We start from the raw sequence: 12,901 nt of genomic DNA, 5'->3' as shown, positions 1-12,901 counted from the left end.
CGAGCCTACTACAATTGTCAGTGCATGAGGTCGCATTGACGATGTGACTTTGAAAAGTGACCTGGTATACCGTTTATCCGCTGATGTGGTGTTGAGTCAGCCCAGCGAGGAGGGATTTGCGATGGATGAGCGCGCGTCTTCGTCCCCTGCAATTCCTGATGACCTGACCGCAACAAGCTACGTTCCTCGGCTGCTCGGTGGTCATCTCACGTATTCCGCCCGCGACCTGTCGCAGGCGACCGATACGCCGATCGAACGTGTCTTCCAGTTCTGGATCGCCCTGGGCTTTCAGGCTCCCAGCGCCGACGATCCTGTCTTTTCCGCCCGTGACCTTGATGTCTTTAGCCAGTGGCACGACCTCGTCGAATCCGGTGGCATCGACACCGCGACGTCCCGTTCGCTGCTTCGCGCTAACTCTCACCTGGCGGACCGGCTGGCCCTGTGGCAGTTCGAGGCCCTCGTCGAGGACTCGATGCGCCGCCTCAACCTCGATGACACGACGGCGCGCATGTACGTCCTGGACCATATGCGAGAGTACATTGACGTCTTCCAGGAGATGTTCACCTACTCGTGGCGGCGCCAGCTCGAGGCAACCCTGTCGCGCTTCGACCGGGAGGTCTCCCAGCGTGGCCACGAGGAGCGCCACGATCGTTTCCCCCTCAATCGCTGTCTCGGATTCGTCGACATGGTGTCCTTCACCTCCTCCTCCACGATCCTCGGCGACGCGCTGGTCGGACTGATCGAACGCTTCGAAGAAGAGAGCCGCACCGCGGTCATCGAAGAGGGGGGCCGGGTCGTCAAGATGATCGGCGACGCCATCTTGTACATCGCCGATGACCTCTCGACCGGCCTGCGCGTCGTCACGGCTCTCATCGAGAGACTCAACGCTGACGACGAGATGCTTCCCGTGCGTGCCTCCTTCGTGCGCGGGGACGTCTTCTCGCGCTCCGGCGACGTGTTCGGCCCCACCGTCAATCTTGCGTCTCGCCTCGTGGACATTGCGCCCGTCGGCAAGATCCTCACCGATCCGGCGACCGCGGCGGCGGTCGCCGCGGGTAAGGGCGGGGACGGCTACGAGCTCGAGGAGTTTCCCACCGCGGACTTGCGCGGTTTCGGTCCGGTCTCGCCCTACCTGCTGTCAAGCGTGCCGAATTAGGGCAGGACCCCCACGTCGCAGCCCCATCCGACCGGGGAGCACATTCGGTCAAGAAACGTGAAAGTTTTGGTTCGGAATTGCTAAGATGTTCGCGTGACTACAGTTCTCCTCGTTGAAGACGATCCGGCCATCTCCGAGCCCCTCGCACGGGCGCTGGGCAGGGAAGGCTACGACGTGCGCGCCCACGCGACGGGTGGCCAGGCCCTGGCCGACGCGCGCGGCGTCGACCTGGTCGTCCTGGACCTCGGGCTGCCCGACATCGACGGCTTGGACGTCGCGCGCGAGCTTCGCGCCTCCGGAAACCGCGTCCCGATCCTGATCCTGACCGCACGCACGGACGAGGTCGACATGGTCGTCGGCCTCGACGCGGGCGCCGATGACTACGTGACGAAGCCCTTCCGCCTGGCCGAGCTTCTCGCCCGCGTGCGCGCCCTCCTGCGACGTCAAACATCCGAACCCGCCGAGGGTGAGCTGCGCGCGCAGGACATCCGCATGGACGTCGCCGCGCACCGAGCCTTCGCCGGAGACACGGAGCTCAGCCTGACGGCCAAGGAGTTCGACCTGCTGCGCGTCCTCCTGCGCGAGGCCGGCTCGGTCGTCGCCAGGGAGACCCTCATGCGAGAGGTGTGGGGTTCTGATCCAACCGGCTCGACCAAGACCCTCGACATGCACGTGTCCTGGCTGCGGCGCAAGCTCGGCGACGACGCCACCGACCCGCACTACATCACGACCGTGCGCGGGATGGGATTCCGCTTCGAGAGCGCGCGCTAAGGGAGGCCCGCCATGCGCGCACGCGCGGTGAGGATGATCGTCTCCGTCGTCGCCGTCGTGTGCGTGCTGATGGGTTTGCCCGGAGCGTTCTTTGCCTCGGCCTCGGTGTGGGCCTCCGAGCAGCGGAGCCTGGAGGTTCAATCGCAGCTGATCGTCCACAGCATCGACCGGCGCAGGGCCGCCGGAGAAGACACTGATGCGACGGTCCTGGCCTCGCTCGTCTCGGAGCAGGCCAAGAGCCGCGGCGGCACGCTCGCCTATCGGATCAAGATACCCGATGCGAACCTGGTGACGGGCGGGAATGCGATCTCGGGGCGAACCGTCACGGCCGTTGCATCCTCGCCCAGCGGCGTCTCCGTCCAGCTGACCTCCTCCGCCTCGGGTGCCCTTCGTCGAATCGCGTGGGTGTGTGCCCTCTTCGGCGGTGGAATGGCGCTGTCAACGGCGATTGGCTGGCTCATGGCGCGCTCGCTCTCGCGTGACCTCTCCGCCCCCCTCATCTACCTGGCGGCCCAGGCCGAACAGATCGGCTCCGGCGGCGTTCGGGCTCGGATGGAAAGCTCGGGCATCGAAGAGATCGATCTTGTCTCCGAGGAACTGGCGCGCACCGGTGAACGCATGGCCGGACGCCTGGCCGCCGAACGCCAAGCGGCTGCCGACGCCTCCCACCAGCTGCGGACCCCCCTCACCGCCCTGTCGATGCGCCTGGAGGAGATCGAGTTGATCTCCTCGGAGGAGGACGTGCGCGCGGAAGCCCGCACGTGCCTGGAACAGGTTGAGCGCATGACCAACGTCGTCACCGAGCTCCTGGACGTGTCCAAGCGGAGCAGCGGACAGACCGAGGCGATCCACATCCTCGAGGTCTTCAACACCGCACGCGAGGAGTGGGAGGATCAATTCGAGGCTGCGGGCAGGTCCCTCATCTTCCTCGACGAGGCCGAGCGACCGATCCTGGCCGACGCGGGCAAGCTCGGACAGGTTCTGGCGACACTCATCGAGAACTCCCTGAGATACGGCGACGGGGCGACCCATGTGTGGGCGCACGCCGGATCATCCAAGCGCGGCGTGGTCATCGAGGTCAGCGATGAGGGAGAAGGCATCGATGAGAGCCTCGCCCCCGACATCTTTGAAAAAGGCGTGTCCGGCCACGGGTCGACGGGCATCGGCCTGGCCCTCGCGCACGACCTGGCTCAGGCGATGGGCGGACGCCTGGAGCTCAAGACACGCCGTCCCCCCGTCTTCACGGTCTCCGTCGCCGCGATCCCCGCCTCCCTGGATCCCGACCGCGTCATGCCCGAGGGCCCCCTCATGTCGATGGGACGCAGGTCGCGCCGCTTCTAGCTCAGCGGTAGATTGGTCCCGTGACACGCGCGATATCGACACCCGTAACCGTTGCCGTCATCGGCGGGGGACAGCTGGCACGCATGATGCAGGAGAGTGCGATAGCGCTCGGAATAAACCTGAGGGCACTCGTTGAGGCTGAGGACGGGTCGACCGGCCAGGTCACCGTCGACAAGTCCGTCGGTGAGCCCGGCTCGTGGGAGGCCGTCGCCGCCCTCATCGAGGGGGCCGACGTCCTGACCTTCGAGCACGAGCACGTCCCGGACCCCGTCCTTCGTCAGGCCTCTCGTCGCGTGAGCGTCCAACCGCCCGCCGATGCGCTCCGCTACGCCCAGGACAAGCTCGCGATGCGCGAGCGCCTGGGTGCGATGGGCGTGCCCTGTCCCGCGTGGGCCCGTGTCGACGACGAGGCGGCCCTCGAGGGATTCGGCGCGCGAGTCGGCTGGCCGCTCGTCGTCAAGACCCCCAGGGGCGGGTACGACGGGCACGGAGTTGCCGTCGCCCACGCCAGCTCGGACGTGGCCTCCTGGTGGGGACACGGCCCCCTCCTGGCCGAGGCCTGGGTGCCGTTCCGCTGCGAGGTCGCGGCCCTGCTTGCCCGAACGCCCTCGGGGAGAATCGAATCCTGGCCCGTGGCTTCGACGGTCCAACGAGGCGGCGTGTGCTCGGAGGTCACCGCCCCCGCCGTGGGAATCCGCCCGGAGACCGCCCGCGAGGCGCGCCGCATCGGAGAAACCATCGCCTCGGAACTGGGAGTCACGGGTGTCCTCGCCGTTGAGATGTTCGTCGTTGGCGAGGGCGCCGACGAGCGCATCCTGGTCAACGAGCTGGCAATGCGTCCCCACAACACGGGTCACTGGACGATCGACGGAGCGGTAACCAGCCAGTTTGAACAGCACCTGCGCGCGGTGCTCGACCTGCCCCTGGGGTCCGGTGAGATGCGCGACCCGGCTACCCACGCGGTCATGGTCAACCTGCTCGGTTCGCGCTCCGACCAGCCGACGCGTGCCCTCGCCGACGCCCTGCGCGCCGGAGGAGAGCGAGCCAAGGTGCACCTGTACGGCAAGGAGGTGCGTCCGGGGCGTAAGCTCGGCCACGTGACGGTCGTTGATGCGGACCCGGCGACCGCACTCGCCTGCGCCCGCGCGTGCGTCGAGGCGCTGCGCGGCGGCCCGGATTCCACCGACCTGCCGTAGCGCGCGCCGCCCGCAGGCTCCTCACAACCAGGAAAGGATCACGCATGAACGCCACCCTCGATATTCAGCTGACCGCGACGGGGGACAGGCCCCTCGTCGGGGTTGTTATGGGCTCGGATTCGGACTGGCCGACGATGGAAGCGGCGGTGAGCGCGCTCGCCGAGTTCGGCATCGCCTGCGAGGTTGGAGTCGTGTCGGCCCATCGCATGCCCGAGGACATGGTCACCTACGGCAGGAGCGCGGCCCAGCGCGGCCTGCGTGTCATCATCGCGGGCGCCGGCGGCGCGGCGCACCTGCCCGGAATGCTCGCCGCGCTCACCGAGCTTCCCGTGATCGGCGTGCCCGTTCCCCTCGCGCATCTTGATGGCGTCGACTCCCTGCACTCCATCGTTCAGATGCCCGCGGGCGTGCCCGTCGCAACGGTGTCGATCGCGGGCGCCAGAAACGCTGGCCTGCTGGCCGCGCGCATCCTCGGCGCGGGTGAGGGCGAGGATGCCGAGAGGCTACGCGCGGCGATGCGGCGCTTCCAGTCACGCCTGCGCGAGGTTGCCGCCGAGAAGGGGGCTGCCTTGGTTGAACGGGTCACTGAATCGAACGAGCAGCCCTCGGGGACGCTCTTTGGCGGGGTAGCCGCGGGTGGGACGCGCGGCGTATCCTGATGGCATGAGTATTCTCGTTTGTGGCGGCGCCGGCTACATCGGCGCACACGTTGTCCGCCTCCTGCGTCAGCGCGGGGACCATGTCGTCGTCGTTGATGACCTGTCCAGCGGTAAGGCCTCGCGTGTCGGCGACGCGACGCTGGTCCGCCTTGACGTCACGACCGACGAGGCGCGCTCGGCGCTGTCCACCCTCATGGTGGACGAGGACGTCACGGCAGTCATTCACTTCTCCGCACGCAAGCAGGTCGGAGAATCCGTGCAACGCCCGGCCTGGTACTACCAGCAGAACGTCGGCGGAATGGCCAACGTCCTGCTTGCCATGGAGGACGCGGGGGTCGACCAGATGATCTTCTCCTCCTCCGCGGCGGTCTACGGCATGCCGGACGTACCGTTTGTCACCGAAGATATGGGTGGGCACCCCATCAACCCCTACGGCGAAACGAAACTGATCGGCGAGTGGATGATGGCCGACTGCGAACGGGCGTGGGACCTGAAGTGGATTGGCCTGCGCTACTTCAACGTTGCCGGAGCCGGCTGGCCCGACCTGGCCGACGACGCGATCATGAATCTGATCCCGATGGTCCTCGACCGGATCGAGCGCGGGGACAGCGCGAAGATCTTCGGCGACGACTATGACACGGAAGACGGCACCTGCGTGCGCGACTACATCCACGTCCTGGACCTGGCGGAGGCGCACATCGCTGCCCTCGACGTTCTCGCGGAAGGACGCCAGCCCGACCACCACACCTACAACGTGGGCACCGGCCTGGGGACCTCCGTCCGAGAGATTATCGATGGCCTGCGCCGCGTGATCGGATGGGAGTTCCCCGTCGAGGTCCTCCAGCGGCGCGCCGGGGATCCCCCGACGCTCATCGGCGATCCCCTCTCCATCGGCGTCGACCTGGGGTGGAAGGCCAACAACGGGGTTGAGGAGATCCTCGCCTCCGCGTGGGAAGGCTGGCAGGCTGGACCCCGCCCCATCACCGTCCCCGGCGCCTGAGGCGCTCCTCGACACGCGAGCAGGCCCCGGCCTCGTGCCCAAACACGGGTAGCGAGGCCGGGGCCTGCGTCTGCGGGCGCGTCAGGCGAGAACTCCTAGTAGCCGTCCACCTGGTTCAGGTCGGAGGAAGTCAAGGTCCCCGAGCGCAGCTTGGCGAAGAAGTCGTCGGCGGTCGTGTCACGCAGGAGCACCGCGGAGGCGCCCGCGCTCGTCGTGTAGTCGAGGGACTCGATCGGAGGCACCCCCATCATCTGATCGGAGGAAGCCGAGCGCAGGGCCATCACCAGGGAAGCAACGGTCAGGACGGAGGAGTCCTCGTCAACCGTGAACGATGAGGACCCCGCGCGCTCCACGCGCAGGGTCTTCGCGGGATTGACGAGGGTCGAGGGGGAGACGGCGGAGGCAATAACCTTTGAGATCACCTGACGCTGACGCTTGGTGCGGCCGATGTCGCCCTCCGGATCCTGGTAGCGCATGCGCGAGAACTGCAGGGCAGTCTTTCCGTCGGCCTTGTGACATCCGGCGCTCCAATTGAGCCCCGAGTACGGGTCGTTCGCGTCGTTGTCGTAGCACAGCTCCACGCCGCCGACGGCGTCCACCATGTCGGGCACCGCGGCCATGCCGATCTGCACGAAGTGGTCGACGGTCAGGCCCGTCAGTTTCTCCACCGTCTCGACGAGGAGCTGAGGCCCGCCGTAGGCGTAGGAGGCGTTGATCTTATCCCACCCCACGCCCGGGATCTGCGCGTAGGTGTCCCTGGGGATCGACAGGGCGACGGCCTGGCCGTTCGGGGCCACGTTGACGAGCATGATCGAGTCGGCACGCTCGGACTCGTTGAACCCATCCTGAACGGCGCCGTCGGCCCGCGAGTCGGATCCGGCCAGAAGGTAGGTCGTTCCCGCCGTGTCCGCGGCCCCCGACAGGGCGCTCACCCGCCCCATGTTCGCGTTCGCGTCCCACAGGAGGAATCCGCCCCACCCCAGGAGAACCACCAGGAAGAAGCACAGGGTCTTTAGGATCGGGTGACGGCGCTTGCTCCGAGGCATCGCCGGGGCGGGCGGTGCGACCGCGGGGGTCGTTGGGGCGATGCGGATCTGGCGCTGTCCGCCCTGCGAGCGCGCGTACGTCCCCGACCCCGTTCCCGGCGCGTAGGAGGGGGGATTCGACGCCGCCGGGCGGAAGGACGGGGGCGCCTGCTCGGGCGCCGGGCGGCGCGGGAAGATCGACGCGGTCCCGCGCGTGGGCTGGTCCAGGGTGCGGGGCATCAGCGGGCGCGAGGCGTCGGCCTCCTCCTCGGAGATTCTCCACATCTGGGGTGCGATTGCCTCGGGTGGGGGAGTGGGCGCACCCCCGCGCGCCTGTTCCCCGACGACGTGAGCGTCATCGGATCCGGGGCGTCGCCGCTTCGGGTCGGGCGTGAACGAGGGGGGAGTGCTCATTTGTCCTTCGGCGGGCAGGAAGCCACGGTCTGCTGGGCCGCAGCCTCGTTCGCCGCGTTGTTGTCGACGGAGACGGACTGCTCGGTGTTGTCCGTGCTTCCCTCCTCGGTGCTCGGGGCCGAGGGATTGTTGTCCTGCTCGGAGGGGGCGGCAGAACTCTGCGGGGCAGCGTTCGGATCCGGGACGACGAGCTGTGCGCCGTTTCCATCCGTGTACGTGGTGCCCACGGGGAGGGCCTGATCGCGCTGCAGGGCGTTCCACACGTTGCGGGCCATCGGCTCCGATGCGATGCGCCGATTCGGATCCCACGAGGGTTCCTCGACGGGCATGGTGACGAACTGGATGTTCGCGCGGTCGGCCTTGGACAAGACGTTGACGAGCAGCGCGGCGTCGGCGGTCGCGTCGCCCAGGTTGGGGGAGACCTTGACCGCCCTGATCGCCGCCTGCAGGAAGTTGATGAGCGCGCCGGGGTCGGTCACGTAGTTCTTGGACTGCAGCTCACGCACCATCGCGGAAATCAGCTGCTGCTGACGCCCGATGCGCGAGATGTCCGACCCATCCCCCTGGCCCTTGCGCGAACGCATGTAGGCCAGCGAGTGCGTTCCGTCCAGCTTGTAGCAGCCGGCGTCGATGTAGAGCTGGGCCTCCTCGTCATCAATGCGGTGGGGGATGTTGAACCACACGCCCCCCAGCGCGTCGATCATGTCGATGAAGCCCGCGAAGTTAACGATCATGAACGCGTCGATCATCATCCCCGACATGTTCTCCACCGTCGACTTCACGCACGCGATTCCGGGAACCAGGTCCTCCTCCGAGTTACCGCCATTCGCGCCGTAGAACATGGCGTTGTTGAACATCTCGCCGCTGGTTGCGTCGCTGAGGGTGCCGTCGCGGTGCTTGCATTCGGGGATGTCGACAAGGGTGTCGCGGGGAATGGAAACGATCTGCACGCGGGAGCGGTCGGCGCTGACGTGAATGACCATCGTCGAGTCGTTACGCACGCCCGGGACGTCGTCCTGGTCGCCCGCGCCCACGTCGCCGCTGGCGCCGTAGCGAGAGTCCGTTCCCACCACGAGGATGTTGACGGCACGCCCCTCGAAGGAGTCGGGGGTCTGCTTCTGCGTGCCGGTCGTGTACGCGTCAATGTCGACGACCTGGTCGGCGAATTGCGAGCTGAGGTTGGCGTAGACGAAACCGGCCGTGGACACGACGAAGAGCACGCCGCTCAGCAGGATGGCGAGTGCGCTGCGCAGGAGGCCGAAGCGTCCGTAGTTGATGGCCGAGTGCTGGATCGGCCGCGGAATCACGTTACTCATTGGTTGTAACCATATCGTTATCTGGCTTGTTTGTCGGGGAAGCGGGGCCGGAAGCGGCGCGTTCCACTTCCTGCGTGCCGTCGTTCGACGGGGGTGCCGGGGCCTCGCGTGCCCCGTGATCGCGGGGAGGAAGCACGTGCGCGAGGGCCAGGGCGCGAGCGAGGCGCGCCATGCGTGCTTCGGCCCGAGCCTCGCGTCGGTAGGCGGTGATCATCTGCGCGATCGAGGCGAGGACGAGACCGTAGACGATCAGGTTGACGCCTCGCTCAACGCCGATCGCGTGGGCAACCGTGTTCGCCAGCGACGGAACGAGGATCGCGACGATGGCGGCGGTGACCAGCAGACCGATGCCCAGGCGACGCAGCGCCAGCGACGATGCCGAGGTCACGGGGCGCATGAGCCACCACGCGCTCGCCGCGAGGGCCAGGAGCAGGAGGACACGTATAGCCAGGTATGCGCTCACTGTCCCCCCAGTGCCAGGTCGACGACGATGTTGATCGAGTTCAACAGAGGCTGGCCCTTGCCTCGCGAATACTCGGTGTACGAAATCGTCACCGGATGCTCGGCGCCGGGAAGCCCGCTGCTCGCCAGCTGCGAGATGATCTGGGACGCGTGCGCCATGCGCGCGTGCGTCAGGTGGACGTGCCCAAGGGCATCGGCGCGAATCACCCGAAGCCCGTTGTGCGTGTCGGTGAGGGCCAAGCCCGTGCGCGCCCCGGCAATGAATGCTCCGAGACGCAGCATCGCCCGCTTCGCCGCGCCGACGCGGGCTCGTTTTCCGTCCAGGAAACGCGAGCCCAGCACGAAGGCCAGGTCCTCCTCGCGTGCCCGGTCCACCATGGCCGCGGCGTCGGCGGGATCGTGCTGGCCGTCCGCGTCGAAGGTCACCACGTAACGCGCGCCGCGAGCGAGCGCCGCCTCGAAGCCGGTCTGCAGGGCGGCTCCCTGCCCCAGATTCAACGGGTGCGACGCGGTGAAGGCCCCCGCTTCCCTGGCGAGCGCCGCAGTATCGTCGCTCGAGGCGTCGTCCACGACGAGAACGTGAGGGAAAAACGTGCGCACGGCCGCGACGACGCCCCCGATGACGGGCGCCTCGTTGAACGCGGGGATGACGACCCACGTGTCGGAGCGATGCTGCATTCGACCAGTGTCGCACATCGGGACCAGCGCGCGCCTATAGTGTTGCTCAGCGGGCGGCCAACGCGCGCCGGGGGCACGCCGGTGCTCCAGCGAAACCCAGGGGGAAACCGTGATCGAAGCCAGTGCCGACGTCTCGCCGAGCGCGCAGATCGCCGGCAGCGCCCGCGTGTGGCACCTTGCCCAGGTGCGCGAGGGAGCCCAGATCGGGGAGGAAACCATCGTCGGGCGCGGCGCCTACATCGGCGAGGGTGTGCGCGTCGGCGCGCGCTGCAAGATCCAGAACTACGCGCTCATCTATGAACCCGCCTTACTGGCCGACGGCGTTTTTGTGGGGCCCGCAGCGGTCTTCACGAATGATCACAGCCCCCGCGCAGTCACGCCGCAGGGCGCCCTGAAGACGACCGCGGACTGGGAACCCGTCGGCGTGAGCGTCGGGCGCGGAGCGTCGATCGGAGCGCGCGCCGTGTGCGTGGCCCCGGTGCGCATCGGCGCCTGGGCAATGGTCGGCGCCGGAGCGGTCGTCACCGGTGACGTCGCGCCCTATGCCCTCGTCGTGGGAGTGCCGGCTCGCCGCGTCGGCTGGGTCGGGGAGGCGGGCGTGCCCCTCGTGCGCCCCACCCGCGCGACAGGAGGCCGAGGGGACGACGAGGCCGTCGGCGAGGAGTGGGTGTGCCCGGCGACACGAGCGCGCTACGTCGAGCGCGAGGGAAAGCTCACCCCCCTGGGTGAGGCGGCCACGGCGCCGACCGGCCGGGGGGATGAGCGGGACAAGGAGGAGCAGTGACACCATCTTTCATTCCGTCGGCCCGCCCCCTCATCGGGGAGGAGGAGATCAGCGCGGTCGCACGCGTCATGCGCACCGGGATGATCGCGCAGGGGCCCCAGGTCGAGGCGTTCGAAGAGGAATTCGCCCGCCAGATCGTGCCGGGAACGCGAGCGATCGCCCTCAACTCCGGGACCTCCGCCCTGCATCTGGGGCTGCTGGCGGCCGGGATCGGCCCGGGAGACGAAGTGATCGTCCCCTCCTTCACGTTCGCAGCGACGGCCAACGCGGTTGCCATCACGGGGGCAACCCCCGTGTTCGCGGACATCGATCCGCGCACCTTCACGCTCTCACCCGCCTCGGTCTCCTCCGCCGTCAGCGCCCGCACCAGGGCCATCATGCCGGTTCACCTCTACGGTCACCCCGCGGCCCTCGACACCCTCGACGCGATCGCCCGCGAGCGAGGCCTCCTGCTCTTCGAGGACGCAGCGCAGGCCCACGGGGCGAGCCTGCACGGGCGGCCGGTCGGCTCCTTCGGCACCTTCGCCGCCTTCTCCTTCTACCCGACCAAGAACATGACCAGCGGCGAGGGAGGGATGGTCACCAGCCGCGACCCCGCCCTCGTCCGGTGGGTGCGCCTGGCGCGCAACCAGGGGATGGAAAAGCGCTACGAGAACGAGATCGTCGGTCTCAATAACCGCATGACCGACATTCACGCCGCCATCGGTCGCGTCCAGCTGACCAAGATTGACGCCTGGACCGCCGAACGCCAGAGCAACGCCGCCTACCTCAGCGCCCACCTGCGCGGGGTCACCGTCCCGCACGTGGCACCCGGCGCCACCCACGTCTTCCACCAGTACACGATCCGCGTCCCGCAGGACCGGGATGGTTTCGCGCGTGCCCTGCGTGAGGAGTATGGAATCGGCTCCGGCGTCTACTACCCGATCCCCGCCCACGAGCTCGCCTCCCTGGCGCGCTTCGCCCCCGACACGGACCTTCCCGCCACGCGAGCGGCCGCCGCCGAGGTCCTCTCCCTCCCCGTCTACCCCTCGCTCACCCGCGGCGACCTGGACCGCATCGTCGAGGCCGTCAACGCGCTCGCGGAAGCGGGTGCCTGACGTGGGGGGTATTCGCCTGGGGATCCTGGGCCTGGGCTCGATGGGGCGCCACCACGTGCGCAACGCCCGCGCGACCGACGGCGTCGACCTGGTGGCGCTCGCCGATCCGGGCGGCGACCGTTTCGGCGTCGCCGGGGACCTGCCCGTCAGAAGGGGCGTGCGCGAGCTGATCGACGCGGGCATCGACGCCGCGATAGTGGCGACGCCGACCGCGCTCCACGAGGAGGCCGCCCTCGCCCTCGCCGAGGCCGGGGTGCATGCCCTCATCGAGAAACCGCTCGCCGCGAGCGTGGAGGAAGGGACACGCATCCGCGACGCATTCGCGGCCGCGTCGCTGGTTGGCGCGGTGGGCTACGTGGAGCGCTGCAATCCGGCGCTCATCGACATGCGCGCCAGGATCGCCTCGGGCCAGCTCGGCGAGATCGAACAGATTGTGACCCGCCGACAGTCCCCCTTCCCCGCGCGCATCAGCGACGTGGGCGTCGTCAAGGACCTCGCCACCCACGACGTCGACCTCGCCGCCTGGGTCGCCGACGCCTCCTACGAGAGCATCTACGCGCGCACCTCGAGGCGATCGGGTCGCCCCCACGAGGACATGATGGTCGCCTCCGGGGTGCTCACCGGCGGGATCCTCGTCAATCACCTGGTCAACTGGCTGACCCCCTACAAGGACCGCACGACGATCGTGACGGGTGAGCGAGGCGCGCTCGTGGCGGACACGGCGATGGGGGACCTGACCTTCTACGAGAACGGTCACGCGCCCCTGCAGTGGGACGCGATCGCGGCCTTCCGGGGGGTGAGCGAAGGGCAGGTCGTGCGCTACGCGCTAACGAAACGCGAACCGCTCGCCCTCGAACACGAGCGATTCCGAGACGCGATCACCGGCGCCGGAGGCGAACACGTCACCATGGACGAGGCCCTCGACAATCTGCGCGTCATCGAGGCAATCCTGGCCTCGGCGGCCAGCGGGCGAGCAATCGACATGACAGGCCGCTCCTGACC

At 68.3% G+C, this 12,901-nt stretch carries 13 protein-coding genes; 9 read left to right on the top strand and 4 right to left on the bottom strand.

Annotated features, from left to right (window positions below; translation table 11 throughout):
- The first annotated feature begins 121 nt into the window (after nucleotides 1-121).
- The 6 genes from NQK35_RS05350 (at nucleotide 122) to galE (ending at nucleotide 6,123) form a co-directional block, all read left to right on the top strand.
- Nucleotides 122-1,156, top strand: a complete 1,035-nt coding sequence (locus NQK35_RS05350; protein ID WP_034231722.1) for an adenylate/guanylate cyclase domain-containing protein — start codon at nucleotides 122-124, stop codon at nucleotides 1,154-1,156.
- Nucleotides 1,157-1,249: 93 nt separating this feature from the next.
- On the top strand, nucleotides 1,250-1,927 hold the full coding sequence (locus NQK35_RS05345; protein ID WP_009213381.1) for a response regulator transcription factor: 678 nt from the start codon (nucleotides 1,250-1,252) through the stop codon (nucleotides 1,925-1,927).
- Nucleotides 1,928-1,939: 12 nt separating this feature from the next.
- Complete coding sequence (locus NQK35_RS05340) at nucleotides 1,940-3,268, top strand: sensor histidine kinase (RefSeq protein ID WP_009213382.1); 1,329 nt, start codon at nucleotides 1,940-1,942, stop codon at nucleotides 3,266-3,268.
- Nucleotides 3,269-3,300: 32 nt separating this feature from the next.
- Nucleotides 3,301-4,464, top strand: a complete 1,164-nt coding sequence (locus tag NQK35_RS05335; protein ID WP_257114770.1) for a 5-(carboxyamino)imidazole ribonucleotide synthase — start codon at nucleotides 3,301-3,303, stop codon at nucleotides 4,462-4,464.
- A 44-nt stretch (nucleotides 4,465-4,508) separates the two neighbouring features.
- A complete protein-coding gene (purE, locus tag NQK35_RS05330) occupies nucleotides 4,509-5,123 on the top strand; it encodes a 5-(carboxyamino)imidazole ribonucleotide mutase (RefSeq protein WP_048742004.1) in 615 nt (204 codons plus the stop codon).
- A gap of 4 nt (nucleotides 5,124-5,127) precedes the next feature.
- Entirely contained in the window at nucleotides 5,128-6,123 is a 996-nt protein-coding gene (gene galE, locus NQK35_RS05325) for a UDP-glucose 4-epimerase GalE (RefSeq protein ID WP_034231725.1), read from the top strand.
- Nucleotides 6,124-6,218: 95 nt separating this feature from the next.
- On the opposite strand, the gene NQK35_RS05320 is transcribed toward galE, so the two are convergent.
- Genes NQK35_RS05320 through NQK35_RS05305 form a run of 4 tightly spaced genes read right to left on the bottom strand, consistent with a single transcriptional unit; the run spans nucleotide 6,219 to nucleotide 10,018 of the window.
- Nucleotides 6,219-7,562, bottom strand: coding sequence for an LCP family protein (locus tag NQK35_RS05320; RefSeq protein ID WP_257113330.1), 1,344 nt, complete (start codon nucleotides 7,560-7,562; stop codon nucleotides 6,219-6,221).
- Nucleotides 7,559-8,878: an LCP family protein gene (locus tag NQK35_RS05315; RefSeq protein ID WP_257113329.1), complete on the bottom strand. Its 1,320-nt coding sequence runs from the start codon at nucleotides 8,876-8,878 to the stop codon at nucleotides 7,559-7,561. The genes NQK35_RS05320 and NQK35_RS05315 overlap by 4 nt, the downstream gene beginning before the upstream one ends.
- Nucleotides 8,871-9,341: a DUF2304 domain-containing protein gene (locus tag NQK35_RS05310; protein WP_009213388.1), complete on the bottom strand. Its 471-nt coding sequence runs from the start codon at nucleotides 9,339-9,341 to the stop codon at nucleotides 8,871-8,873. Before NQK35_RS05310 ends, NQK35_RS05315 begins: the two co-directional genes overlap by 8 nt.
- Nucleotides 9,338-10,018 (bottom strand): glycosyltransferase family 2 protein, encoded by a 681-nt coding sequence (locus NQK35_RS05305; protein WP_257113326.1) that lies wholly within the window; start codon nucleotides 10,016-10,018, stop codon nucleotides 9,338-9,340. The genes NQK35_RS05310 and NQK35_RS05305 overlap by 4 nt, the downstream gene beginning before the upstream one ends.
- A gap of 109 nt (nucleotides 10,019-10,127) precedes the next feature.
- Between NQK35_RS05305 and NQK35_RS05300 the strand changes: the two genes are divergently transcribed.
- The 3 genes from NQK35_RS05300 to NQK35_RS05290 are packed head-to-tail and all read left to right on the top strand — an operon-like array spanning nucleotide 10,128 to nucleotide 12,899.
- The gene (locus tag NQK35_RS05300) at nucleotides 10,128-10,802 is read left to right on the top strand and encodes an acyltransferase (protein ID WP_257113325.1); all 675 of its coding nucleotides are present in this window, start codon (nucleotides 10,128-10,130) and stop codon (nucleotides 10,800-10,802) included.
- Complete coding sequence (locus tag NQK35_RS05295; protein ID WP_257113324.1) at nucleotides 10,799-11,899, top strand: DegT/DnrJ/EryC1/StrS family aminotransferase; 1,101 nt, start codon at nucleotides 10,799-10,801, stop codon at nucleotides 11,897-11,899. The genes NQK35_RS05300 and NQK35_RS05295 overlap by 4 nt, the downstream gene beginning before the upstream one ends.
- Before the next feature lie 40 nt (nucleotides 11,900-11,939).
- The gene (locus NQK35_RS05290) at nucleotides 11,940-12,899 is read left to right on the top strand and encodes a Gfo/Idh/MocA family protein (protein WP_257114769.1); all 960 of its coding nucleotides are present in this window, start codon (nucleotides 11,940-11,942) and stop codon (nucleotides 12,897-12,899) included.
- Nucleotides 12,900-12,901: the final 2 nt, after the last annotated feature.

Source organism: Schaalia odontolytica (assembly GCF_024584435.1).
Taxonomy (GTDB): domain Bacteria; phylum Actinomycetota; class Actinomycetes; order Actinomycetales; family Actinomycetaceae; genus Pauljensenia.
Note: the sequence above shows the minus strand (reverse complement) of the source record. Positions and strands in the feature narration are given on the sequence as shown.